This window comes from Photobacterium sp. MCCC 1A19761 (assembly GCF_037389125.1).
In the GTDB taxonomy this organism is placed as follows: Bacteria; Pseudomonadota; Gammaproteobacteria; order Enterobacterales; family Vibrionaceae; genus Photobacterium.
This window is the reverse complement of record NZ_JAZGTF010000001.1, coordinates 540,051-563,251: the sequence shown is the minus strand read 5'-3', so window position 1 is coordinate 563,251 and position 23,201 is coordinate 540,051. Positions and strand designations below refer to the sequence as shown.

The window sequence follows — 23,201 nt, the reverse complement described above, 5'->3', positions numbered from 1 at the left end:
CCGGATCGTCTCGCGGGCGCATAAACGGAGCGGCTGATATGCGTGTGTCAGACCGTACAGGGTTGCCTGCGCTCAGAGCGTTTGCTCTGACTGGCGCTGGGCAGAAATGATAAATGCCTGCGGGTAGCTGCCGGACTGGGCTTTATCCCGCTGTGCAATGGCTTCATCGCGATCCACATATGGACCGAGTCGCAGCCGGTAGACCTCGGCCGCCTCAGCTTTGACCATATCGACCGGGGTCGCGAAATCCTGTGCCAACTGTTTGGCCATGGCTTGTGCCCGGGCCTGGTCGGTGACGGCGGCCAGCTGAACGAAATACACGTTCAGGTTGGCACTTTGCCATTCATCGCTGTTGGCCGGTTTCGGTACCTGGATCAGCTCGATTTTGACCGGCGCGGTGCCGTGCTTCACCACATCCAGCTTGGTCGCGGCGGCCATGCTCAAGTCGATGATCCGACCGTCATGGAACGGGCCGCGATCATTGACCCGGACCACGGCGGTTTTGCCGTTGTGGGTATTGGTGACTTTGACATAACTTGGCAGCGGCAGGGTCTTATGCGCGGCTGTCATGGAATACATGTCATAAATTTCGCCGTTCGAGGTCTTGTGGCCGTGGAACTTCTTGCCGTACCAGGAAGCAAATCCTTCCTCACTGAACGGCTGGCGGGCATCGACGATCTGGTAGTCTTTGCCCCGCAGGGTGTAATCCTTGTTCCCGGCCAGGCTCAGTGGCTCGTATCGGGGTTGAGCATCTTCAATATGATCCAGGGTCGGCGACGACTCCGGGGCGGTATCGTCGGCCAGATCATAGCGCTTGTGATCGGAAACTGAGCTACAGCCCGCCAGGAGGAGAATAATTAAAACAGGAATTACGCGCATTAGGTCGCCTTAGACAACATTTTTCTGTGAGTGTGGATAGACATCAGGATCCCGAATCCAGCCATCAGGGTGACCATTGAAGTCCCGCCGTAACTGACCAGCGGCAGGGGCACCCCCACCACAGGTAACAGGCCGCTGACCATACCGATGTTTACGAAAATATAAACAAAGAAACTCAGGACGATACTGCCGGCCATCATGCGGCCGAAGGCGGTCTGGGCCCGGCTGGCCAGCAGCAGGCCGCGGCCGATAATGAACAGGTACAGGGCCAGCAGGCAGACGACGCCGATCAGGCCCCATTCTTCGGCGATCACGGCGAAGATAAAGTCGGTATGGCGCTCGGGCAGAAACTCCAGCTGGGACTGGGTGCCTTGCATCCAGCCTTTGCCGGTCAGGCCACCGGAGCCGATGGCAATCTTGGACTGGATAATATGGTAGCCGGCCCCGAGCGGATCGGATTCCGGGTTAAACAGGGTCAGCACCCGGGTGCGCTGATAGTCGTGCATTAAAAACAGCCACAGGACCGGGATAAAGGCGCCGAGCAGAACCGCGGCGGCCCCGATGATTCTCCAACTGATCCCGGACAGGAACAGGACGAAAATCCCGGAGGCTGCGATCAGGATTGAGGTGCCGAGATCCGGCTGCTTGGCAATCAGAATTGTCGGCACGAAAATCATGGTCAGCGCGATGATGATATTGCGAAAACTCGGCGGCAGCGGCTGGTTGCCGATAAAGCGGGCGACCATCAGCGGCACCGCCAGCTTGATCAGCTCCGAGGGCTGGAAGCGGACAAAGCCCAGATTCAGCCAGCGCTGGGCGCCTTTGGAGACCTCTCCGAAGGCCAGCACCCCGATCAGCAGTAACAGCCCGACCCCGAACAGGTAGGGGGCCCAGGCTTCATAGTGGCGCGGCGCAATCTGGGCCAGAATGAACATCACCCCCAGTGACAGACACATCCGCACGGCCTGACGTTCCATCATCGGCAGGCTCTGGCCGCTGGCGCTGTACATCACGACCAGGGCAAAGCCCATCAGGGCCAGGATCCCCAGCAGCAGCGGCATATCCAGGTGTAAGCGATCACTCAGGGTACGTTTAGTGCCGGTGGCGGCCATCACATTCATTGGTTTACCTCGGCTAGCTTGGGATCCGTGACGGATAACGACGGCGTCTCAGGCTTGAGCAGCATATGGTCAAAAATCTTCCGGGCCACCGGGCCCCCGTTGGACGAACCGCCCCCGGCGTTTTCCAGCACCATGGACACCACGACTCGCGGATCCTCATAAGGCGCGAAGGCAGTGAACAGGGCGTGGTCACGTAGGTGCTCTTCCAGCTCGTCGGCGTTGTATTCTTCGTCTTCAGCCAGGCCGAACACCTGTGCCGAGCCGGATTTCCCCCCGGCTTTGTACTCAGCACCGTAGAATGCGCGTCGTGCGGTACCACGCTGGCCGAACAGGACCCGGAACATGCCGTCTTTGGCGATTTCCCAGTGTTTCGGGTTCACATTGTCAATCGGCGGATACTCATCAAAAATCGCCGGCATTTCCGTTTCATTGTCGATGATTCCTTTCAGCAGATGCGGGGGACGGACCACGCCGTTATTGACCAGCACCGTGGTGGCCTTGGCGATCTGCAGCGGTGTTGCGGTCCAGTAACCCTGGCCGATCCCGACCGGAATGGTATCGCCCTGATACCAAGGTTGGCGGAACCGGGCCTGTTTCCACTCCCGGGTCGGCATGTTGGCCTGGCTCTCTTCATGGATATCGATCCCGGTGTATTCGCCGTAACCAAAGCGGCTCATCCACGCCGACAGGCGATCGATCCCCATGTCGTAGGCAATCTGGTAGAAGAAGGTATCCACCGATTCTTCGATGGCTTTGTGAATATTGACCTTGCCATGGCCCCAGCGGAGCCAGTCCCGGAACGGACGGCTCTTGGAGTTCGGGATTTTCCAGAAACCGGGGTCGTTGCGGGTGGTACGCGGGGTGATCACCCCTTCGGTTAGGGCTGCGACCGCGATCATCGGTTTGACCGTTGATGCCGGCGGGTAGATCCCGAGGGTCACCCGGTTGACCAGCGGACGGTTTTTATCGTGCAGCAGGGCCCGGTATGCCTGGCCGGAGATCCCGTGGACAAACAGGTTCGGGTCGTAGCTCGGACTGGAGATCATGGCCAGCACGGACGAGTCACGTGGATCCAGCACCACCACTGAGCCACGCTTGTGGCGGATGATCTCCTCGCCGGTATCCGGATCCTGTTTACGCTCGGTCAGCAGCTCCTGCACATAGAGCTGAAGCTCGATATCCAGGTTGAGGCGGATGTCTTTGCCCGGGATCGGTGGCACGTACTTCAGGGTCCGGATCACCCGGCCGCGGCTGTTGACTTCGACTTCCTGGTAGCCGGACGTGCCGTGGAGCAGATCTTCGTAGTATTTTTCGACCCCCAGTTTGCCGATATCCCGGGTTGCCTTGTAATTGTTGAGTTTGTCTTCGTCTTCCAGGCGGCGCAGATCCCGATCGTTGATCTTGGCTACGTAACCCAGGACATGGGTCAGGGCTTCGCCGTACGGGTAGTAGCGTTTGAGGTACGCCTTGACCTCCACTCCGGGGAATTTGTGCTGGTTGACCGAGAACAGGGCTACCTGCTGCTCGGTGAGCTGGTTCAGGATCGGAACGGATTTAAAGCGGCGGGTACGACGGCGCTCTTTCTGAAACCGCTCGATGTGCTCCTCGGTCAGCCCCATCATCGGCGTGAGCCGGGCAAACATGGCGTCGAGATCCGGGACTTTCTCGGTGGTAATTTCCAGGGAATAGACCGGCCGGTTTTCGGCCAGCAGAATGCCGTTCCGATCGTAAATCAGACCACGGTTCGGTGCGACCGGGACAATTTTGATCCGGTTGTCGTTGGAGCGGGTTTGGTAGTCGTCGTGCTGACTGACCTGAATGCGGTACAGGTTGGTGAGCAGCACGCCGACCAGCGCGATGATGCCGGCAAATGAGACAAGAGCCCGGCGAAAAAACAATGCCGATTCAGCGCGATGGTCGCGGATCTGGGTTCGCTTTTGTCTCATTGGCACCTATTCTCTGTGGTAAGGGTGATTGGCGGTGATACTCCACGCACGGTAGAGGCTTTCAGCCATCACAATTCGTACCAGTGGATGCGGCAGGGTGAGCGGAGAAAGCGACCAGCTCTGCTCGGCGGCAGCTTTACAGGCCGGCGCCAGCCCTTCCGGACCGCCGATCAGGATGGAGACGTCGCGTCCGTCCAGTTTCCAGCTTTCCAACTGGCCGGCCAGCTGGTCGGTATCCCAGCGTTTGCCCGGAATATCCAGGGTGACAATGCGGTTGCCCTTGGCCACCGCAGCCAGCATGGCTTCGCCTTCTTTTTGTAAAATGCGTGCAATGTCAGCATTTTTACCGCGTTTGCCCGCCGGGATCTCAATTAGCTCCAGGGGCATGTCTTTCGGGAAGCGGCGGCTGTATTCCTTGTAGCCTTCCTCGACCCATTTCGGCATTTTGGTGCCAACCGCAATCAGTTGAAGCTTCATGGTGACGTCAGGCCCAAAGTTTCTCCAGCTGATACAGGTTGCGTGCATCTTCCTGCATGATGTGCAGGATCACGCTGCCCATGTCGACAATCACCCACTCGCCGTCTTCTTCGCCGCTGATGCCATACGGCGGGAAGTCGATCAGCTTGGATTCTTTGCTGACATGATCCGCAATTGAGTTGACGTGACGGTTGGATGTCCCGGTGCAGACCACCATGAAATCGGTGATGCTGGATTTACCGCGCACGTCCAGGGTGACGATGTCCTGAGCCTTGATATCGTCAACTTTGTCAACAATGAAATCGTGTAGTTCTTGTACCTGCAAAGGAATCCCCTCATTTGAGTAACTGGTGTAATTTCTGTGGCTTCAGGCAGATCTGAGTCACAATTTAGCGGCGCAGTATAGCATGCACAACCCTGTTCGATACAAGTTGGCAATAACTTTACATTGTCGGTGACGGCCCTTGCGTGTGGGTGGTAATACCGCACATTTCGGCACAGAGCGCCGCCAGCGCCGGCCAGGGCTGCGTATCAAAATCAGTCTTGACCCTTACTTCAAGCATAGCCAGTTGCCGCAGCAGCCGGATCAGGGTCTTGAGCGGCAAGCGGTGCAGGGCGCCGGTATAGAGATCGCGCCGGCTTTGCCACACCCGGAACTGCTCGAAAATGAGGTTAAGCGGGGTGCCTTTGCTGCCCATTTCCTGCATTTTATACAGTTGGGTCAGCTCCCGTTGCAGGGTGCGCAGCAGAATCACTGCTTCGACGCCTTCCCCTTCAAGTTGACGCAGCACCCGTTGGCTGCGCTTGCTTTGTCCGGCCAGGATGGCATCGACCAACTGGAACGGGGTGTAATGGTTGTGGCGGCTCAGGGCGTCTTCCAGGCGAACCACGGTCAGGGCGCCGTCCGGATAGAGCAGGACCAGCTTTTGCAGGCTTTGTGCCAGGGCCAGCAGATTGCCTTCATGCCACTGGGCCAGCATTTGCACCGACTCATGATCGGGCTTGAGGCCGAGCTGTTGGCAGCGGGCCTGGATAAACCGCGGCAGGTGGCGGGCGTCCGGGGTATTACACGGCACGTACAGGCCGAGTGCCAGCAGAGCCTTGAACCACTTGGTGCCTTCCTGCTTCTTGTTCAGCCGCGGACCGTGCATCAGCAGCAGAATATCGTCGTGCAAGGTGGCGATCACTTCCTGCAACGCCTTGGTTTGGTTGGCGTTGAGTCCGGTCTCCGGCACCTCCAGCTCAATGATCTGCCGGGCCGAAAACAGGCTCATGGCCTGGGTACAGTCCAGAACCTGGTTCCAGTCCAGTTGGGCATCGATGGTGAACGCATGGCGCTCGTCAAATCCATGTTGCTGGGCGGCCTGGCGGATCTGCAACTGACACTCCTGTTTCAGCAACGGCTCGTTGCCAAACAACAGGTAGGTTTGACGCAGCCCTTTGGCCAGTTGCTGCGTCAGTTGTTCCGGGTAGACTCTCATGGTGTGGCGGTACCTGGCTCGATGATCTGCGTGGTGCTGCCGGCACCGTCATTGAGCATGGCTTCGAGCTCAGCTTCTTCGAGTTTGTTGAATACCGCGGTCAATCGGGCCAGCTGGCGCATGATCTGGCGCGCTGCCTGCTGGCGCATTTCATCTTCGATCATGTCGCGCTCGACGGATTTCGCCAGCGCGGTCAGCGGGTTGTCGAGGAACGTCCGGTTGACGCGGGTGGTGTAGGCTTGCGAGCCTTTGTCCGGCACCACGATGCTGTAGTTGACGGTATAGGTCAGCTCATACTCGGCTGCGCGGCTGTTCTGGTACAGCGACAGGGTACGCTGGCCGACCGATTCGCTGATCAGGTGCAGGTTCGGGACGGTTTCTGACGGTGGGACGGCTTCAATCCCGTGCATTTCGAACTGGGATTCGACCTGGCGCTTGAGCTGGCCATATTCGTCGAAACTGGTCAGGGAGAGTTTGGCGATGTCGTCCGGCAGCATGTAGTTCCCGCGCAGGTGGAAGCCGCAGGAGGCCGTGGCCAGGGCAAGCAGGCTGACAAGAAGAAACCGGATGGTTTGTGTAAGGGAAAAGACAGCTTTCACCGTGTCTGCTCCATGAAAAATTAAGTGGCAACGGACCGGTCTGGGATGTCAAACCGGTAAAATGAGGATGGACCGGTCGGGGCCATCCAGGGCCCCCGCCAGGCGGGGACCACTGGTTAGGCAAGATGATATTGTTTTAGTTCGCAACAATATTCAGCAGTTTACCCGGGACATAGATGACCTTGCGGATCGTCTTGTCGTCGGTGAACTTGGTCACGTTCTCATCGCTCATTGCCAGCGCTTCGACCTGATCTTTGTCGGCATCGGCCGCGACGGTCAGTTTCGCACGCAGCTTACCGTTGACCTGAACAATGATCAGCTTCTCGTCTTCAACCAATGCCTTCTCGTCTGCAACCGGCCATTCGGTGCTGTCGACATCGCCTTCACCCAGAGCTTCCCACATGGTGAAACAAATGTGTGGGGTCATCGGGTACAGCATGCGAACAATGGCTTTCAGGGCTTCGTCCAGCAGGGCACGGTCTTGTGCACTGTCCTGAGCCGCTTTCGCCAGTTTGTTCATCAGCTCCATGATCGCCGCGATCGCGGTGTTGAAGGTCTGACGACGGCCGATATCATCGCTGACTTTGGCAATGGTCTTGTGGACGTCACGGCGCAGCGCTTTCTGATCAGAGGTCAGTGCGGCCACATCCAGAGCTTCCACGGCACCTTTTGACGTATGCTCGTGCACCAGTTTCCAGACGCGTTTCAGGAAGCGGTTGGCCCCTTCTACGCCGGATTCCTGCCATTCCAGCGTCATATCGGCCGGAGAAGCAAACATCATGAACAGACGCACGGTATCGGCACCGTACTTGTCGACCATTTCCTGCGGGTCGATGCCGTTGTTTTTCGACTTCGACATTTTGGTCATGCCGGAGTGAATCACTTCGTTACCGTCGTTATCGACTGCTTTGGTGATGCGGCCTTTCTCATCACGCTCTACGGTGACATCCGTCGGCGATACCCAAATCTTGGCGCCTTTGTCGTTGTTGTAGTAGTAAGCATCGGCCAGCACCATGCCCTGGCACAGCAGTTGTTTGAACGGCTCGTCGCTGCTGACCATGCCGCTGTCGCGCAGCAGTTTATGGAAGAAGCGCGAGTACAGCAGGTGCATACAGGCGTGTTCAATCCCGCCGATGTACTGGTCAACCGGCAGCCAGTAGTTGGCCGCATCAGAATCCAGCATCTCGTCTGCTTGTGGTGAGCAGTAACGCGCGTAGTACCAGGAAGACTCCATGAAGGTGTCGAAGGTATCGGTTTCACGCAGGGCTGGCTCGCCGTTGAACGTGGTTTCCGCCCAGGACTTGTCCGCTTTGATTGGGCTGGTGACGCCGTCCATGACCACATCTTCCGGCAGGATCACCGGCAGTTGGTCAGCTGGAACCGGATGCACTTCGCCGTCTGCTGTAGTCACCATCGGGATCGGTGCGCCCCAGTAACGCTGACGGGAAACCCCCCAGTCGCGCAGGCGGAAGTTGACGGTTTTCTTGCCTTTACCTTCGGCTTCCAGTTTGGCGGCAATCGCATCAAACGCGTCCTGGAAGTTCAGGCCGTCGAATTCACCAGAATCGAACAGTACACCTTTCTCGGTGTAAGCGCCTGCAGAGATATCCAGCTCGCTGCCGTCTTCCGGCTTGATCACCGGGATAATATCCAGGCCGTACTTGGTCGCAAACTCAAAGTCACGCTGATCGTGGGCAGGAACAGCCATCACGGCGCCAGTGCCGTAGTCCATCAGCACGAAGTTCGCGATGTAGACCGGGACTTCACGGCCGTTCAGCGGGTGAATGGCCGTCAGGCCGGTGGCCATGCCTTTTTTCTCCATCGTTGCCAGCTCAGCTTCGGCAACTTTGGTGTTTCGGCACTCGTCGATGAAGGCTGCCAGCTCCGGATTGTTCTCGGCTGCTTTTTCTGCCAGCGGGTGACCGGCAGCAATCCCCACGTACGTCACACCCATCAGGGTGTCCGGACGGGTGGTGTAGACTTCCAGATTGGTATGGCCTTTGACTTCAAAGCTCAGTCCAACCCCTTCAGAGCGGCCGATCCAGTTGCGCTGCATGGTTTTGACCATGTCCGGCCAGCCTTCCAGCGTATCCAGATCGTCCAGCAGCTCCTGAGCGTACTCGGTGATCTTGATAAACCACTGTGGGATTTCTTTCTGTTCTACCGGGGTGTCACAGCGCCAGCAGCAGCCGTCTTCCACCTGCTCGTTGGCCAGCACGGTCTGATCGTTCGGACACCAGTTCACGGAAGAAGTCTTCTTGTAAACCAGGCCCTTGTTGTACAGCTTGGTGAAGAACTCCTGCTCCCAGCGGTAGTATTCCGGGGTACAAGTTGCGAACTCACGGTTCCAGTCGTAGCCGAAGCCCAGCAGTTTCAGCTGGTTCTTCATGTATTCGATGTTTTCGTAGGTCCATGGCGCCGGTGCGGTCTTGTTCTTCACCGCGGCATTTTCCGCCGGCAGACCGAAGGCATCCCAACCGATTGGCTGCATCACATTTTTGCCCTGCAGACGCTGGTAACGGGAGATCACATCACCGATGGTGTAGTTACGAACGTGACCCATGTGCAGTCGACCACTCGGGTACGGGAACATGGAGAGACAGTAGAATTTTTCTTTATTTGGGTCTTCACTTACAACAAAGGTCTTGTTGTTGTCCCAGTATTCTTGAACTTTCTGTTCAATGTCCTGTGGGCGATATTGTTCTTGCATCGATGACATCCAGGATTTTGTGAGTTGAGTACAAACACATTCAATATAATCGACATAGAATAACCAAAGGGAGAGACGTCAACAATAGCTGAGGCCATTTCGGCCGGGAAATGTGGCGATTGTGCTGATGTTGGCCGGTAAGCCGGGTCAGCGTGGTTGCTGGTGCGGGTATATTGCTGATGACGGTGAGTAGGAGGTGATCGATGGCGACTCAGAAAAAGGACTATGAAGCCCTGCTGGAGCAAGTAACAGAAGCCCTGAAGCACAGCCCGGATGAGCTGAAGCACTGGGGTGAGGTCACGGCAAAATACCGGGAAGCGGCGAGTGACATGACCAAGGATGAGCTGGCACTGATTTCAGCTTATCTGAAGCGGGACTTGCAGGAGTTCGGTCAGAACGTCGAGGAGAGCCCGGTGCCGTTCAGTGAGAGTCCGTTTTATCAGGTGGTGAAGGAAACCATCTGGGAAGGGCTGGCTGAGATCACCGACAAAACCCAGATTGAATGGCGCGAGATTATGGACGACCTGCAGCATCAGGGGGTGTACCAAGCCGGAGAAATCGTGGCGCTGGGGAACCTGGTGTGTGAAAAGTGCGGCCACCGGGAGTTGATCACGCATGTGAAAAAAATTGAGCCTTGCCTCAAGTGTGGTCATACCCAGTTTACCCGCCAGCCTTTGTCTCCCTGACGCTCCGGTGACGAGGGAGGTGGAACGCTTGCGTTGGATCGCTGGCACAGGCACCCGCTCGGGTTTTGGCTTGGGTTTTCGGTTCGGTGTTTTGCTCGGGACACAACATTAGCTTGAGCTACATCATTTGCTTGAGCCACAAAAAAGGCGAAGTACTCACTTCGCCTTTTGTCGTTTTCAGGGGGCCTGCCGGTTAGTCGTGGTAGTTGATCTCGGGCTGGTGATCGCGAAAGCGACCGGCCTGGCGGCGGATCAGGATCCACGACAGGGTGACGGACCACAGAATGTAGAGATACAGCGGCCAGCTGCCCAGTGTGGTATACGGGGTCAGGCCGTTGGTCGGCACCACGGTGGCCTTGAGGACCGCGGTTTCAAATTGCGGGATTTGCGCCGTGATCCGGCCGGTGTGGTCGACAACGCCGGTGATGCCGTTGTTAGTCGATCGCAGCAGTGGCTTGCCAAGCTCCAGCGCGCGCATCTGGGCAATTTCCATATGTTGGAACGGGCCGATGGAATGACCGAACCAGGCATCGTTGGACAGGGTGAGCAGCAGATCGGTTCCGAGTCCGACGTTCTGGCGCACCTGCTCGCTGAAGGCGATTTCATAACAGAGCGCCGGTGCAATGGCATACCCGTTGGCTTCCAGATTGGGCTGGATGAACGTACCGCGGCTGAAAGACGACATCGGCAGGTTGAACAACGGTGCCAGCGGACGCAGCAGCTCGCCAAACGGGACAAACTCGCCAAACGGCAGCAGGTGATGCTTGCTGTAGCGGGTGGCAGCCTCGTACTGATAAGGACCGTCGGCATTGACGCCCAGCGCCAGAATATTATTGAAATATTCACCGCTTTCCGTTTGATCCAGGACCCCGGTGATCACCGTGCTGTTGTTATAGCGGGCGGCGCTGTCGAGGTTTTGCAAAAAGCGCTGCACCTGGGTTTCCAGTGCTGGGATCGCCGCTTCCGGCCAGACGATCAAATCCGCACTCCAGTTCTCGCGGGTCAGATCGGTATATTTCATCAGGGTCGGCCAGCGCTGGCTCGGGAGCCATTTGAGCTCCTGCGGCACATTGCCCTGGATCAGGGCGACATCCAGGCTTTTCTCCGGCGCTGGCGTGACCCACTGGAGCTGACTCAGGCCATAGGTGAAGCCGGTCAGCAAGAGTGGCACCAGCAACGGCTTCCAGGTCTGGTAAAACAGGGCGGCGGTCAGGGCCGCGCTGCCCAGCACCAGCACCAGGGTGATCCCCTCGACACCGAAGACCGGCGCCAGTGCGGTTAATGGGCTGTTGATTTGGCTGTAGCCCAGCCACAGCCAGGGAAAGCCGGTCAGGAACCAGCCGCGGAACCAATCCAGCAGCAGCCAGATCACCGGACCGCTCAGCATCAGCTGGTGGAACGGGCGGCCGCGGTTAATGCGGTTGAACAGGGCACCAAAGGCGGCAGGGAACAGGGCCAGATAGCTAATCAGCAGGACCATCAGAAACAGGCTGGCGATTTTCGGCATCCCGCCGAAAGTATCAATGCTGACGTGGACCCAGCTGATCCCGGTACCGAATAATCCCAAACCCCATCCCAAACCGATCAGGGCGGAGCGTTTCGGGGTTTGATGGAGGAGCAGGGAGAAAAAGAGAATCAGGGAGACTGGCGCGAGATACCAGTGTTGATAGGGGGCAAACGCCAGGGTGGCGAGGGCACCCGCTGGGGCGGCAATTGCCAGCCGCCCCAACGTTGATAATGAAATACGCTTCATTCGTTATGATGTCGCCGTCTGTTGATGAACTTCGCTCGGCACGGTTACCTGTAACTGAATGACCCGACGGTTGTCGGCAGAGGTCACCTTGAAGGAATAGCCATCCAGTTCGACGATTTCTCCCCGGGTGGGCAGGTGGCCGAAGCTGGTCATGACCAAACCGCCGACGGTGTCGACTTCTTCATCGCTGAAGCGGGTCTGGAACATGGTGTTGAAGTCTTCAATGGTGGTCAATGCTTTGACCGAGTAGGTATGTTTACTTAGTTGGCGAATATCCTGCTCTTCCTGATCGTCGAATTCATCTTCGATTTCACCGACAATCTGCTCCAGGATGTCTTCAATGGTGATAACACCGGATACCCCACCGAACTCATCGACGACAATCGCCATATGGTAGCGTTCTTCGCGGAATTCCTTGAGCAGGCGATCCACGCGCTTGCTTTCCGGCACCACGACGGCCGGGCGCAGGATTTCATCCAGATCAAACGGCTCGCTGTCCTGGCGCAGGTAGCGCAGCAAATCTTTGGCCAGCAGAATGCCTTCGACATGATCTTTGTCGTCACTGATCACCGGGTAGCGGGAGTGTTGGGCGTCCACAATTAAATCAATCAGGTCTTCCAACTTCTGAGAACGTTCGATGGTGACCATTTGCGAGCGGGGGATCATGATGTCCCGGACCCGCATTTCTGCTATTTCCATGACCCCTTCGAGCATGTCGCGGGTATCGTGGTCAATCAGGTCATTTTCTTCCGAGTCACGGAAAACTTCGACCAGGTCCTCGCGGTTTTGTGGTTCACCCTGGAACAACTGGCCTAAACGTTCAAAGAAGGACTTTCTACTCGGACCTTCAGAATTTTGTGAGTTATCTTCGTTCATTGATTTAAGAAAAACATCTTTCAGTTATGTGGCAACAGCCACGGGATGGTTTACGTGCCCCAGAACAATTCTGGGGTACGTATTGGACAACGGTTTTGCGGAAATATTACCGTTTCTCGTCGGCATAAGGATCGGCGAAGCCCATTTTTTCCATGATTTCGGTTTCCAGCGCTTCCATTTCTTCGGCTTCGTCATCCTCAATGTGATCATAACCTAGCAAATGAAGGCTGCCATGTACAACCATATGAGCCCAATGAGCATGGAGCGGCTTTTCTTGCTCCCGGGCTTCCTGTTCGACGACCTGACGGCAGATGATGAGATCGCCCAGCAGATCCAGCTCGATCCCCGGTGGGGCGTCAAACGGGAACGACAGGACATTGGTCGGTTTGTCCTTGCCCCGGTACTCATGGTTCAGGGCATGGCTTTCGGCATTGTCGACCAGGCGAACGGTAACTTCGGCATCGGCCTGGAACGGGGTAATTGCCGCATCCAGCCACTGTTGAAATTCAGCTTCGCTCGGCATGCCGTCCGGGTCGTCTGTCGCGACCTGGAGATCAAGATAAATGGCCATCAGTCTGTGTTTTCCGTTGCTGTTTCTGTCATGACAGGGGCCGGTGCGACGGCGGCTTGTCGGGCAGCCTGCTCATCCCGGCGGCGCTGCTCGGCGAGCTTGCGCTGTTTTTGATCTTCGTTTTCCCACACTTCGTAGGCCTGGACGATCCGGGCTACGACCGGGTGACGGACGACGTCATCGGCCTGGAAGAAGTTGAAGCTGATTTCATCGACTTCAGACAACACTTCAATGGCGTGGCGCAGGCCGGAGCGGGCACCGCGCGGCAGGTCGATCTGGGTGACGTCACCGGTGATCACTGCCCGGGAGTTGAAGCCGATCCGGGTCAGGAACATTTTCATCTGTTCGACTGTGGTGTTCTGGCTCTCGTCAAGGATGATAAACGCATCATTGAGGGTCCGGCCGCGCATGTAAGCCAGCGGCGCGACTTCAATCACGTTGCGCTCAATCAGCTTCTCAACGCGCTCAAAACCCAGCATTTCAAACAGGGCATCGTAGAGCGGGCGCAGGTACGGGTCGACTTTCTGGCTCAGATCACCCGGCAGAAAGCCCAGCTTTTCACCGGCTTCGACGGCCGGGCGGGTCAGCAGGATCCGGCGAATTTCCTGGCGTTCCAGGGCGTCAACTGCCGCAGCGACAGCCAGGTAGGTTTTCCCGGTCCCGGCCGGGCCGATGCCGAAGGTAATGTCATGGCGTACCATGTTGGCAATGTACTGGGCCTGGTTCGGCGTCCGCGGCTTGATCACCCCTTTCTTGGTTTTGATCGTGACTTCTTTACCATAGGGGATGCTACTTTCGGTATGTTGCTCCAGCACGCCGGATTCTTTGATCGCAAGGTGGATCTGCTCGGGCTCAATATCCGGGATGGTATTGTGGACCGGGGCGGTATCGACGTACAGGGTTTTGATAATGTGCGCTGTGGCCTCGGCCGTATGCGGCTGGCCGACCACACTGAAACTGTTGCTGCGATGGTTAATTTCGACACCCAGACGGCGTTCAAGTTGCTTGATGTTATCGTCGAAAGGGCCACAAAGGCTGGAAAGACGCTGGTTATTGGCGGGTTCCAGATTGAATTCTACAGTAATAACTTTGCTCAAGATTTGCCTCTCAGTGCGGCTGCCCGGTGTGCGGGCAGCCAATAGTTCAGGGCGCGTCAGACGTGGTGTTCAGACGGACGTCTTACTATGGAGTATATACGCCAACACCCAATTCATCTTCCTTGCGTGTTTTCTCTATCACTTCGCTTGGCGACATGGCAACACGCAGATTCATTTCGGCTTCGGTCCGGAGCAGCTCGCCACGCAGGGAGTTGCTGAAGACGTCGGTAATTTTGACATCGACGAACTGGCCGATCAGGTCAGCAGAGCCTTCGAAGTTCACCACGCGGTTGTTCTCGGTGCGGCCGCGCAGCTCCATGATGTTCTTCTTCGACGGTCCTTCGACCAGAATGCGTTGCTCGGTATCCAGCATCTGGCGGGAATAGCGCATCGCCTGAGTATTGATCTGCTGTTGCAGTTCATACAAGCGTTGCTTCTTCACTTCTTCAGACAGATCACATGGATAGTCGGCTGCCGGGGTGCCCGGACGCGCGGAGAAGATGAAGCTGAAGCTCATGTCGAAGTCGACATCGCGGATCAGTTTCATGGTGTCCTGGAAGTCCTGATCGCTTTCCCCCGGGAAGGCCACGATAAAGTCGGAACTGATGGTAATGTCCGGACGGGCTTTACGCAGCTTACGGATTTTCGACTTATATTCAATCGCGGTGTGCGGACGCTTCATCATCGCCAGAATGCGATCGGAGCCGCTCTGGACCGGCAGGTGCAGGAAGCTGACCAGTTCCGGGGTATCGGTGTACACGTCGATGATATCGTCGGTAAATTCAATTGGGTGGCTGGTGGTGTAACGAATGCGGTCAATCCCGTCGATCGCCGCGACCAGGCGCAGCAGCTCAGCAAAGGTGGCAATGCCGCCATCGTGGGTTTCGCCGCGGAAGGCGTTCACGTTCTGGCCCAGGAGGTTGACTTCCCGGACGCCTTGCTCCGCCAGTTGTGCAATTTCGAACAGTACGTCATCCAGCGGACGGCTGACTTCTTCACCACGGGTGTAAGGCACCACACAGTAAGTACAGTACTTCGAGCAGCCTTCCATGATCGAGACAAATGCAGTCGGGCCTTCGGCACGCGGTTCCGGCAGGCGGTCGAATTTCTCGATTTCCGGGAATGAAATATCCATGACAGGCGCATCGGTCGATTGTGACTGTTTGATCATTTCCGGCAGGCGGTGCAGGGTTTGCGGACCGAAGATCACGTCGACATACGGAGCACGAACGCGGATGGAATCGCCTTCCTGCGTTGCTACACAACCCCCGACGCCGATCACTAAATCAGGCTTTTTGTCTTTGAGTGTTTTCCAGCGGCCCAGCTGATGGAACACTTTTTCTTGCGCCTTTTCACGGATCGAGCAGGTGTTAAGCAGCAGAACATCTGCTTCTTCTGGTTCTTCCGTTAACTCGAAGCCATTGGCTGCATTGAGAAGATCGGCCATTTTTGATGAATCATACTCGTTCATCTGGCAGCCCCAGGTTTTAATAAGCAGTTTCTTAGCCATGTTTAACTCTTCACTCGTAGTGTATTTTCATTGCATTCAACAGTGCTGCACTCGGCTAACAAGGCGCGCAACGGGCCGTTAGCGGTAGCAAGCCGCGTATTGTACTGCTTTCGGTCCTGCCTGACCAGATCATCGCCACCCCGAATCCATTGTGGGTTTTCGCGTTACAGCCGATCAAGGGTTTGTAGGCCCAGTTGGCGCATTTTCTGGCGGATCCAGCGGCTACGCCGGGCGACGTAGTCGCTCATCGGGGTCGGGCGGATCTTGTACGGGTTGGGCAGCACCGCCGCCAATTGGGCGGCTTGCCGGGCAGACAGCCTTGCCGCCGGGACGCCAAAGTAAGTTTGGCTGGCCGCTTCGATGCCGTACAGTCCGGGACCGAATTCAGCAATATTGAGATAGACTTCGAGAATACGCGACTTGTCCCACAGGCCCTCCATCCACAGGCTGAAATATAGCTCAATCCCTTTGCGCCAGAAGGTACGCGAAGGAAACAGGAACAGGTTCTTGGCGGTTTGCTGGGTGATGGTACTGGCGCCCCGGCGCAGACCGTCCGTACCACTTTGTTTAATCAGGGTCAGGACAGCGTTGATATCCAGGCCGAAATGATCCGGGAAATGCTGGTCTTCCGAGGCGATCACCGCCAGCTGGGCATGACGGGAAATGGCCGACAGCGGCTGCCAGTCATGGATGGCCCGGTCCGGATAACCGACGGGCGGAAACAGGCTGCGGTGGATCTGCCAGCCCCAGAGCGGCGGATTGAGAACCTTGCCGGCAGCCACCAGAGCGGGTGAGAGAAGCAACAGGAACAGGAGCAGCGTGAGCAGTACACGTTTCAGGCGGGTGAACATCGGGGACGGGTCTCCATAGTGGCCGACTGCTGTCATGTTGCGATTAAGCACTGATTGCGTTGTCAAAATTAGGTAAAATGAACGCAAAGCAGGTCACAGGACCTGGCAACCCTAGAGTAGTGAGCATAACAAATGGAAACCGGAATGGAACAGTTTGATGTGGTCGTCGCCGGTGGCGGCATGGTCGGGGCTGCGACGGCTATCGGCCTGGCGCAGCAGGGATTACACGTTGTGGTGCTTGAGGGCACGGCGCCCGCGGTGTTTGCAGCGGATCAGCCGATGGATCTTCGGGTTTCTGCCATTTCACCAAACTCTGTGGCGTTGCTGGAGCGCCTGGGTGCCTGGGACCATGTGCGGGCGATGCGCCTGTGTCCTTACAAGCGGTTGGAAACCTGGGAGCATCCGGAGTGCCGGACCCGCTTCAGCGCTGAGCAGATGCACCTGGAGCAACTGGGCTTTATCGTGGAAAACCGGGTGATCCAATTGGCGCTATGGCAGCAGTTTGAGCACTACCCGAATTTGACGCTTCGCTGTCCGGCCCGGATGGCGACCGCGACGGCCACTGATGCCGGATATACGATCCAACTGGCCGATGGCGAAAGGCTTCAGACCCGCTTGCTGATCGGAGCGGACGGAGCCAACTCTCAGGTGCGCCAGCAAGCAGGGATCGGGGTCACGGCCTGGGACTACCGTCAGCACTGTATGCTGATTAATATTGCCACGGCACTGCCGCAACAAGACATCACCTGGCAGCAATTCACCCCGCAAGGGCCACGATCGTTTTTGCCGCTGCCGGGTCATCAGGGCTCTTTGGTTTGGTATGACAGCCCGTCTCGCATCAAGCAGCTCTCGGCGATGGGCCCCGAACAGCTCAAAGCAGAAATTCAGGCTCATTTTCCGCCGGAGCTGGGGGATTTCACCGTGCTGGGGCAGGGGAGCTTTCCATTGACCCGACGCCATGCTCAGCACTATTGCAAACCGGGCGTGGTGTTACTGGGCGATGCAGCCCATACCATCAACCCGCTGGCCGGACAGGGGGTTAACCTAGGCTTTAAAGATGTTGATACCCTGCTGCATGAGATTGAAAAAGCGGGCAGCGATTGGGCTGACTACCGGGTATTGCGCGCTTATGAGCGCCGCCGCCGGCCGGATAATCTGCTGATGCAAAGTGGAATGGACTTTTTCTACACCACTTTCAGCAATGATCTGCTGCCGGTGAAATTATTGAGAAATGCCGGACTGAAACTGGCCGAGCATGCCGGACCGATGAAACAGCAGGTGCTGAAGTACGCGATGGGGATGTAGCGCGTTGTTGAGGTTGAATCGTTAACGTGTTGAAGTTGAATAGTAAATGAGTGGGCTGCGGCCCACTTTTTGTATCTGAGGTTGAATAGCTGCGTCGTCAGAAGATCGCCGGTGATCTGTTGGCGGGTGTTACAGCAAGAGATGAAAAAAGAAAAAGCCGAATGCGATATCGGCATTCGGCCGTACAACCAGAGAGATACGATCATTGGGTAGGTTGTTAAAGTGGTATGGTCCGGAGATAAGCTCCAGACACAAGAAAACCCACCAAAGGGTGGGTTTTCTGAATAATGGTGCGGAGGGAGGGACTTGAACCCTCACGTCCTTGCGGACACTAGCACCTGAAGCTAGCGCGTCTACCAATTCCGCCACCACCGCACGTGGTATTTGTTGCCCAGCCCTGAAATAATCAGAACCGTTTTAATAATGGCAGGGCTACCTGGATTCGAACCAGGGAATGGCGGCATCAAAAGCCGCTGCCTTACCGCTTGGCGATAGCCCTGCAGGGTGTTGCTTTCACAACTGCTTCAATTGAAGCTCAGAATCATGGTGCGGAAGGAGAGACTTGAACTCTCACACCTTGCGGCGCCAGAACCTAAATCTGGTGCGTCTACCAATTCCGCCACTTCCGCATAATTCTATGTCATCGATCCGAATATTGGCAATTCAGAACGAATTTGTATTGGTGCGGAGGGAGGGACTTGAACCCTCACGTCCTTGCGGACACTAGCACCTGAAGCTAGCGCGTCTACCAATTCCGCCACCACCGCACGTGGTATTTTTTACCCAGTTCAGAAATACTCAGAACTGTTTGAAAATGGCAGGTCTACCTGGATTCGAACCAGGGAATGGCGGCATCAAAAGCCGCTGCCTTACCGCTTGGCGATAGACCTGCAGTTGCTCTTTTCAGAGACTTAAATCATGGTGCGGAAGGAGAGACTTGAACTCTCACACCTTGCGGCGCCAGAACCTAAATCTGGTGCGTCTACCAATTTCGCCACTTCCGCATGATTTTTCTATCAACCTGAACATTGGCATTTCAGATCGAATTAATTTTGGTGCGGAGGGAGAGACTTGAACTCTCACGTCCTTGCGGACACTAGCACCTGAAGCTAGCGCGTCTACCAATTCCGCCACCACCGCACGTGGTTTATTTTTACATTCTCCGGGGAGAATGGTGGCTACGACGGGATTCGAACCTGTGACCCCATCATTATGAGTGATGTGCTCTAACCAACTGAGCTACGTAGCCATTTCAGAGATGATGATTGAAAACCAGCATCTTCAAATGATGGCAGGTCTACCTGGATTCGAACCAGGGAATGGCGGCATCAAAAGCCGCTGCCTTACCGCTTGGCGATAGACCTGCAGTTGCTCTTTTCAGAGACTTAAATCATGGTGCGGAAGGAGAGACTTGAACTCTCACACCTTGCGGCGCCAGAACCTAAATCTGGTGCGTCTACCAATTTCGCCACTTCCGCATCAGAAACGTTGAAACAACGTCTCCTTAAATAATGGCAGGTCTACCTGGATTCGAACCAGGGAATGGCGGCATCAAAAGCCGCTGCCTTACCGCTTGGCGATAGACCTGCAGTTGCTCTTTACAGAGACTTAAATCATGGTGCGGAAGGAGAGACTTGAACTCTCACACCTTGCGGCGCCAGAACCTAAATCTGGTGCGTCTACCAATTTCGCCACTTCCGCATGATTTTTTATATCAATCTGAACATTGGCATTTCAGATCGAATTGTTTTGGTGCGGAGGGAGAGACTTGAACTCTCACGTCCTTGCGGACACTAGCACCTGAAGCTAGCGCGTCTACCAATTCCGCCACCACCGCACGTGGTTTATTTTTACATTCTCGCGGGGAGAATGGTGGCTACGACGGGATTCGAACCTGTGACCCCATCATTATGAGTGATGTGCTCTAACCAACTGAGCTACGTAGCCATTTCAGAGATGATGATTGAAAACCAACATCTTCAAATGATGGCAGGTCTACCTGGATTCGAACCAGGGAATGGCGGCATCAAAAGCCGCTGCCTTACCGCTTGGCGATAGACCTGCAGTTGCTCTTTTCAGAGACTTAAAGCATGGTGCGGAAGGAGAGACTTGAACTCTCACACCTTGCGGCGCCAGAACCTAAATCTGGTGCGTCTACCAATTTCGCCACTTCCGCATGATTTTTATATCAACCTGAACATTGGCATTTCAGATCGAACTAATTTTGGTGCGGAGGGAGAGACTTGAACTCTCACGTCCTTGCGGACACTAGCACCTGAAGCTAGCGCGTCTACCAATTCCGCCACCACCGCACGTGGTTTATTTTTACATTCTCCGGGGAGAATGGTGGCTACGACGGGATTCGAACCTGTGACCCCATCATTATGAGTGATGTGCTCTAACCAACTGAGCTACGTAGCCGCTTTAGGGTTGCCGACTATACCGATAATCCACAACCTTGTAAAGATGGCAGGTCTACCTGGATTCGAACCAGGGAATGGCGGCATCAAAAGCCGCTGCCTTACCGCTTGGCGATAGACCTGCAGGGTTACTCTTACAAAAGAGTTGAACCAAATTTTGGTGCGGAGGGAGGGACTTGAACCCTCACGTCCTTGCGGACACTAGCACCTGAAGCTAGCGCGTCTACCAATTCCGCCACCACCGCACGTGGTTTATTTTTACATTCTCGCGGGGAGAATGGTGGCTACGACGGGATTCGAACCTGTGACCCCATCATTATGAGTGATGTGCTCTAACCAACTGAGCTACGTAGCCGCTTTAGGGTTGCCGACTATACCGATAATCCACAACCTTGTAAAGATGGCAGGTCTACCTGGATTCGAACCAGGGAATGGCGGCATCAAAAGCCGCTGCCTTACCGCTTGGCGATAGACCTGCAGTTGCTCTTTTCAGAGACTTGAATCATGGTGCGGAAGGAGAGACTTGAACTCTCACACCTTGCGGCGCCAGAACCTAAATCTGGTGCGTCTACCAATTTCGCCACTTCCGCATGATTTTTTCTATCAACCTGAACATTGGCAATTCAGATCGAATAAATTTTGGTGCGGAGGGAGAGACTTGAACTCTCACGTCCTTGCGGACACTAGCACCTGAAGCTAGCGCGTCTACCAATTCCGCCACCACCGCACGTGGTTTATTTTTACATTCTCGCGGGAGAATGGTGGCTACGACGGGATTCGAACCTGTGACCCCATCATTATGAGTGATGTGCTCTAACCAACTGAGCTACGTAGCCATTTTCTTCATTCCCAGCGGGCGTTTAGCACAAGCCGCTGTGTCGGGAACGGGGCGCATTATGCTTACCGCAGTCAAAAGCGTCAATAGTTTTTTTTAATATCTCCATAAAATCCGCTTGTTCGATGGATATTTGGACGAAATGCACGAATGGCGGACGGAAACGGACGGGGAAGGGCACAATATCGAGTCTTGGCGGCAAAAGCCTGGCAAAAAATAAGCCAGCTGGCAGGCTGGCTTATCAAAAATTCACTGCGAATTATGGGTGAAAATTACACGTTGAAGCGGAAGTGAACCACATCGCCGTCCTGAACGATGTAATCTTTACCTTCCAGACGCCACTTACCGGCTTCTTTGGCACCACTTTCACCGTTGAACTCGATGAAATTGTCGTAGCCGATAACTTCGGCGCGGATGAAGCCTTTTTCGAAGTCGGTGTGGATTTTACCGGCGGCTTGCGGTGCGGTTGCCCCGACAGGAATGGTCCAGGCACGCACTTCTTTCACGCCAGCGGTGAAGTACGTTTGCAGGTTCAGCAGCTCGTAACCGGAACGGATCACGCGGTTCAGGCCCGGCTCTTCGATGCCCATATCTGCCAGGAACTCTTCGCGATCCGCATCTTCCAGTTCGGCGATTTCAGATTCGATAGCCGCACAAACTGCCACAACAACCGCATTTTCTTTGGCCGCGTGTTCACGAACCAGATCCAGGAATGGATTGTCTTCAAAACCATCTTCATTGACGTTGGCAATGTACATGGTTGGTTTCAGCGTCAGGAAGTTCAGGTAACCGATCGCCGCTGCTTCTTCTTTGCTCAGCTCAACCGAGCGTACCATCCCGCCTTCTGTCAGAGTCGGCAGTATTTTTTCCAGCACGGTGATTTCAAACTTCGCGTCTTTGTCACCACCTTTGGCGCGCTTGGCCTGGCGTTGGATGGCGCGTTCACAGGTATCCAGATCAGCCAGGGCCAGTTCCAGGTTGATGATTTCGATATCGTCCAGCGGGCTGATCTTGCCGGCAACATGCACGATGTTGTCGTTTTCGAAACAACGCACCACGTGACCGATCGCATCGGTTTCACGGATGTTTGCCAGGAACTTGTTCCCCAGACCTTCACCTTTGGATGCCCCGGCAACCAGGCCAGCGATATCGACGAATTCCATGGTGGTCGGCATGACGCGTTCCGGGTTGACGATCTTCGCCAGTGCGTCCAGACGCAGATCCGGCACCGGTACGACACCGGTGTTTGGCTCGATTGTACAGAACGGGAAGTTTGCTGCTTCGATGCCTGCTTTCGTCAAGGCGTTGAATAGGGTGGACTTACCGACGTTTGGCAGGCCCACGATTCCGCATTTAAAACCCATGGTTGGAAACCCTTTTGGTGATGATTCGGTGAAACAACTCAGTGCCTGGGCAGGCATGCCGCCCGGGCCGAGTCAGAACAAATGAGTAAGACTACGCTTATTCGGCTTTGAATGAATGTAGTCGATTCTGCGCCTTATTCAGGCCGTCTTTGAGCAGAATATCCATGCAGCGCACCGCTTCGTCGACGGCCGCATCAATATTTTCTTGCTCTTTGGCCGGCGCTTTGCCCAGGACAAAGCCGGACACTTTGTTTTTGTCACCCGGATGGCCGATGCCGATCCGCAGGCGATAGAAATCTTTGTTGTTGCCCATCTTGCTGATGATGTCACGTAAGCCGTTGTGGCCGCCGTGGCCGCCGCCTTTCTTGAACTTAGCCACACCCGGCGGCAAATCCAGTTCATCATGGGCGACCAGGATCTCTTCCGGTTTGATCTGGAAGAAATTGGCCAGGGACGAGACTGATTTACCGGACAGGTTCATGTACGTCGACGGGATCAGTAAGCGAAGATCGTGACCATTGGCCTGGATCCGACCGGTCTGGCCGAAATATTTGGGCTCTTCCCGCAGGGTGATCTGATGGGCACGGGCCAGTTCTTCAACCACCCATGCGCCCGCGTTATGGCGGGTTCTCGCATACTCGGCACCAGGATTGGCCAGGCCGACCAATAGACGGATATTGTTACTCACGCTAGTCTCTCAAGTCTCAGGGGCTCAAACGC

18 protein-coding genes and 25 tRNA genes are annotated in these 23,201 nt (G+C 55.7%); 2 read left to right on the top strand and 41 right to left on the bottom strand.

Annotation, left to right across the window (positions count from 1 at the left end; translation table 11 throughout):
- Positions 1-72 precede the first annotated feature (72 nt).
- The 8 genes from VV869_RS02570 to leuS form a co-directional block, all read right to left on the bottom strand.
- Entirely contained in the window at positions 73-879 is an 807-nt protein-coding gene (locus VV869_RS02570) for a septal ring lytic transglycosylase RlpA family protein (RefSeq protein WP_337733415.1), read from the bottom strand.
- The gene (mrdB, locus tag VV869_RS02565; RefSeq protein ID WP_337733414.1) at positions 879-2,000 is read right to left on the bottom strand and encodes a peptidoglycan glycosyltransferase MrdB; all 1,122 of its coding nucleotides are present in this window, start codon (positions 1,998-2,000) and stop codon (positions 879-881) included. Before mrdB ends, VV869_RS02570 begins: the two co-directional genes overlap by 1 nt.
- Entirely contained in the window at positions 1,997-3,946 is a 1,950-nt protein-coding gene (gene mrdA, locus VV869_RS02560; RefSeq protein ID WP_337733413.1) for a penicillin-binding protein 2, read from the bottom strand. The genes mrdB and mrdA overlap by 4 nt, the downstream gene beginning before the upstream one ends.
- Positions 3,947-3,952: 6 nt before the next feature.
- Positions 3,953-4,423, bottom strand: coding sequence for a 23S rRNA (pseudouridine(1915)-N(3))-methyltransferase RlmH (gene rlmH, locus VV869_RS02555; RefSeq protein ID WP_261601928.1), 471 nt, complete (start codon positions 4,421-4,423; stop codon positions 3,953-3,955).
- A 7-nt stretch (positions 4,424-4,430) separates the two neighbouring features.
- Complete coding sequence (gene rsfS, locus VV869_RS02550) at positions 4,431-4,748, bottom strand: ribosome silencing factor (protein WP_337733412.1); 318 nt, start codon at positions 4,746-4,748, stop codon at positions 4,431-4,433.
- 118 nt (positions 4,749-4,866) lie between these two features.
- Positions 4,867-5,904: a DNA polymerase III subunit delta gene (gene holA, locus VV869_RS02545; protein ID WP_337733411.1), complete on the bottom strand. Its 1,038-nt coding sequence runs from the start codon at positions 5,902-5,904 to the stop codon at positions 4,867-4,869.
- The gene (locus VV869_RS02540; protein ID WP_337733410.1) at positions 5,901-6,503 is read right to left on the bottom strand and encodes an LPS-assembly lipoprotein LptE; all 603 of its coding nucleotides are present in this window, start codon (positions 6,501-6,503) and stop codon (positions 5,901-5,903) included. The genes holA and VV869_RS02540 overlap by 4 nt, the downstream gene beginning before the upstream one ends.
- A 136-nt stretch (positions 6,504-6,639) precedes the next feature.
- Entirely contained in the window at positions 6,640-9,213 is a 2,574-nt protein-coding gene (leuS, locus tag VV869_RS02535) for a leucine--tRNA ligase (protein ID WP_337733409.1), read from the bottom strand.
- 203 nt (positions 9,214-9,416) lie between these two features.
- On the opposite strand from leuS, the gene VV869_RS02530 reads away from it, so the two are divergent.
- Positions 9,417-9,899, top strand: a complete 483-nt coding sequence (locus VV869_RS02530; RefSeq protein ID WP_337733408.1) for a zinc ribbon-containing protein — start codon at positions 9,417-9,419, stop codon at positions 9,897-9,899.
- Between the two features lie 193 nt (positions 9,900-10,092).
- On the opposite strand, the gene lnt is transcribed toward VV869_RS02530, so the two are convergent.
- The 6 genes from lnt to mtgA form a co-directional block, all read right to left on the bottom strand.
- Positions 10,093-11,652: an apolipoprotein N-acyltransferase gene (gene lnt / locus VV869_RS02525; protein ID WP_337733407.1), complete on the bottom strand. Its 1,560-nt coding sequence runs from the start codon at positions 11,650-11,652 to the stop codon at positions 10,093-10,095.
- A 3-nt stretch (positions 11,653-11,655) separates the two neighbouring features.
- Entirely contained in the window at positions 11,656-12,528 is an 873-nt protein-coding gene (gene corC / locus VV869_RS02520; protein WP_337733406.1) for a CNNM family magnesium/cobalt transport protein CorC, read from the bottom strand.
- Positions 12,529-12,634: 106 nt separating this feature from the next.
- Positions 12,635-13,099 carry an rRNA maturation RNase YbeY gene (gene ybeY / locus VV869_RS02515; protein ID WP_337733405.1) on the bottom strand — a complete coding sequence of 155 codons (465 nt, stop codon included), beginning with the start codon at positions 13,097-13,099 and terminating at the stop codon, positions 12,635-12,637.
- Positions 13,099-14,196: a PhoH family protein gene (locus VV869_RS02510; RefSeq protein WP_443147284.1), complete on the bottom strand. Its 1,098-nt coding sequence runs from the start codon at positions 14,194-14,196 to the stop codon at positions 13,099-13,101. Before VV869_RS02510 ends, ybeY begins: the two co-directional genes overlap by 1 nt.
- An 85-nt stretch (positions 14,197-14,281) precedes the next feature.
- Positions 14,282-15,706 (bottom strand): tRNA (N6-isopentenyl adenosine(37)-C2)-methylthiotransferase MiaB, encoded by a 1,425-nt coding sequence (gene miaB / locus VV869_RS02505; protein ID WP_337733404.1) that lies wholly within the window; start codon positions 15,704-15,706, stop codon positions 14,282-14,284.
- Positions 15,707-15,870: 164 nt separating this feature from the next.
- Complete coding sequence (mtgA, locus tag VV869_RS02500) at positions 15,871-16,557, bottom strand: monofunctional biosynthetic peptidoglycan transglycosylase (RefSeq protein ID WP_337733403.1); 687 nt, start codon at positions 16,555-16,557, stop codon at positions 15,871-15,873.
- A gap of 144 nt (positions 16,558-16,701) precedes the next feature.
- Here mtgA and VV869_RS02495 point away from each other — a divergent pair, with 144 nt between their 5' ends.
- Positions 16,702-17,862, top strand: coding sequence for a 2-octaprenyl-3-methyl-6-methoxy-1,4-benzoquinol hydroxylase (locus tag VV869_RS02495; RefSeq protein ID WP_337733402.1), 1,161 nt, complete (start codon positions 16,702-16,704; stop codon positions 17,860-17,862).
- 288 nt (positions 17,863-18,150) lie between these two features.
- Here VV869_RS02495 and VV869_RS02490 read toward each other — a convergent pair.
- The 27 genes from VV869_RS02490 to pth all read right to left on the bottom strand — a co-directional run bounded on the left by VV869_RS02490 (position 18,151) and on the right by pth (position 23,169).
- A tRNA-Leu gene (locus tag VV869_RS02490) sits at positions 18,151-18,237 on the bottom strand.
- Between the two features lie 49 nt (positions 18,238-18,286).
- Positions 18,287-18,361, bottom strand: a tRNA-Gln gene (locus VV869_RS02485).
- 45 nt (positions 18,362-18,406) lie between these two features.
- Positions 18,407-18,491, bottom strand: a tRNA-Leu gene (locus VV869_RS02480).
- Between the two features lie 51 nt (positions 18,492-18,542).
- Positions 18,543-18,629: transfer RNA gene (locus VV869_RS02475), tRNA-Leu, on the bottom strand.
- 48 nt (positions 18,630-18,677) lie between these two features.
- Positions 18,678-18,752 (bottom strand) — tRNA-Gln (locus VV869_RS02470).
- 29 nt (positions 18,753-18,781) lie between these two features.
- Positions 18,782-18,866 (bottom strand) — tRNA-Leu (locus VV869_RS02465).
- Positions 18,867-18,915: 49 nt separating this feature from the next.
- Positions 18,916-19,002: transfer RNA gene (locus VV869_RS02460), tRNA-Leu, on the bottom strand.
- 32 nt (positions 19,003-19,034) lie between these two features.
- Positions 19,035-19,111, bottom strand: a tRNA-Met gene (locus VV869_RS02455).
- A 40-nt stretch (positions 19,112-19,151) separates the two neighbouring features.
- Positions 19,152-19,226 (bottom strand) — tRNA-Gln (locus tag VV869_RS02450).
- 29 nt (positions 19,227-19,255) lie between these two features.
- Positions 19,256-19,340: transfer RNA gene (locus VV869_RS02445), tRNA-Leu, on the bottom strand.
- Positions 19,341-19,374: 34 nt separating this feature from the next.
- Positions 19,375-19,449 (bottom strand) — tRNA-Gln (locus VV869_RS02440).
- A gap of 29 nt (positions 19,450-19,478) precedes the next feature.
- A tRNA-Leu gene (locus VV869_RS02435) sits at positions 19,479-19,563 on the bottom strand.
- 49 nt (positions 19,564-19,612) lie between these two features.
- Positions 19,613-19,699 (bottom strand) — tRNA-Leu (locus VV869_RS02430).
- A 33-nt stretch (positions 19,700-19,732) separates the two neighbouring features.
- Positions 19,733-19,809 (bottom strand) — tRNA-Met (locus tag VV869_RS02425).
- Positions 19,810-19,849: 40 nt separating this feature from the next.
- A tRNA-Gln gene (locus VV869_RS02420) sits at positions 19,850-19,924 on the bottom strand.
- Between the two features lie 29 nt (positions 19,925-19,953).
- Positions 19,954-20,038, bottom strand: a tRNA-Leu gene (locus tag VV869_RS02415).
- A 49-nt stretch (positions 20,039-20,087) separates the two neighbouring features.
- A tRNA-Leu gene (locus VV869_RS02410) sits at positions 20,088-20,174 on the bottom strand.
- A 32-nt stretch (positions 20,175-20,206) separates the two neighbouring features.
- Positions 20,207-20,283 (bottom strand) — tRNA-Met (locus tag VV869_RS02405).
- A gap of 46 nt (positions 20,284-20,329) precedes the next feature.
- A tRNA-Gln gene (locus tag VV869_RS02400) sits at positions 20,330-20,404 on the bottom strand.
- A 36-nt stretch (positions 20,405-20,440) separates the two neighbouring features.
- Positions 20,441-20,527: transfer RNA gene (locus tag VV869_RS02395), tRNA-Leu, on the bottom strand.
- Between the two features lie 33 nt (positions 20,528-20,560).
- Positions 20,561-20,637: transfer RNA gene (locus VV869_RS02390), tRNA-Met, on the bottom strand.
- Between the two features lie 46 nt (positions 20,638-20,683).
- A tRNA-Gln gene (locus tag VV869_RS02385) sits at positions 20,684-20,758 on the bottom strand.
- 29 nt (positions 20,759-20,787) lie between these two features.
- Positions 20,788-20,872: transfer RNA gene (locus VV869_RS02380), tRNA-Leu, on the bottom strand.
- A gap of 50 nt (positions 20,873-20,922) precedes the next feature.
- Positions 20,923-21,009: transfer RNA gene (locus VV869_RS02375), tRNA-Leu, on the bottom strand.
- Positions 21,010-21,041: 32 nt separating this feature from the next.
- Positions 21,042-21,118 (bottom strand) — tRNA-Met (locus VV869_RS02370).
- Positions 21,119-21,389: 271 nt separating this feature from the next.
- Complete coding sequence (gene ychF / locus VV869_RS02365) at positions 21,390-22,481, bottom strand: redox-regulated ATPase YchF (protein ID WP_337733401.1); 1,092 nt, start codon at positions 22,479-22,481, stop codon at positions 21,390-21,392.
- 97 nt (positions 22,482-22,578) lie between these two features.
- Positions 22,579-23,169: an aminoacyl-tRNA hydrolase gene (pth, locus tag VV869_RS02360; RefSeq protein ID WP_337733400.1), complete on the bottom strand. Its 591-nt coding sequence runs from the start codon at positions 23,167-23,169 to the stop codon at positions 22,579-22,581.
- Positions 23,170-23,201 lie beyond the last annotated feature (32 nt).

Bases quoted from the DNA above. Each gene is read 5' to 3' on its own strand.
- VV869_RS02570 (WP_337733415.1), bottom strand. From the start codon at position 879: ATGCGCGTAATTCCTGTTTTAATTATTCTCCTCCTGGCGGGCTGTAGC.
- mrdB (WP_337733414.1), bottom strand. From the start codon at position 2,000: ATGAATGTGATGGCCGCCACCGGCACTAAACGTACCCTGAGTGATCGC.
- mrdA (WP_337733413.1), bottom strand. From the start codon at position 3,946: ATGAGACAAAAGCGAACCCAGATCCGCGACCATCGCGCTGAATCGGCA.
- rlmH (WP_261601928.1), bottom strand. From the start codon at position 4,423: ATGAAGCTTCAACTGATTGCGGTTGGCACCAAAATGCCGAAATGGGTC.
- holA (WP_337733411.1), bottom strand. From the start codon at position 5,904: ATGAGAGTCTACCCGGAACAACTGACGCAGCAACTGGCCAAAGGGCTG.
- leuS (WP_337733409.1), bottom strand. From the start codon at position 9,213: ATGCAAGAACAATATCGCCCACAGGACATTGAACAGAAAGTTCAAGAA.
- VV869_RS02530 (WP_337733408.1), top strand. From the start codon at position 9,417: ATGGCGACTCAGAAAAAGGACTATGAAGCCCTGCTGGAGCAAGTAACA.
- lnt (WP_337733407.1), bottom strand. From the start codon at position 11,652: ATGAAGCGTATTTCATTATCAACGTTGGGGCGGCTGGCAATTGCCGCC.
- corC (WP_337733406.1), bottom strand. From the start codon at position 12,528: ATGAACGAAGATAACTCACAAAATTCTGAAGGTCCGAGTAGAAAGTCC.
- ybeY (WP_337733405.1), bottom strand. From the start codon at position 13,099: ATGGCCATTTATCTTGATCTCCAGGTCGCGACAGACGACCCGGACGGC.
- miaB (WP_337733404.1), bottom strand. From the start codon at position 15,706: ATGGCTAAGAAACTGCTTATTAAAACCTGGGGCTGCCAGATGAACGAG.
- mtgA (WP_337733403.1), bottom strand. From the start codon at position 16,557: ATGTTCACCCGCCTGAAACGTGTACTGCTCACGCTGCTCCTGTTCCTG.
- VV869_RS02495 (WP_337733402.1), top strand. From the start codon at position 16,702: ATGGAACAGTTTGATGTGGTCGTCGCCGGTGGCGGCATGGTCGGGGCT.
- ychF (WP_337733401.1), bottom strand. From the start codon at position 22,481: ATGGGTTTTAAATGCGGAATCGTGGGCCTGCCAAACGTCGGTAAGTCC.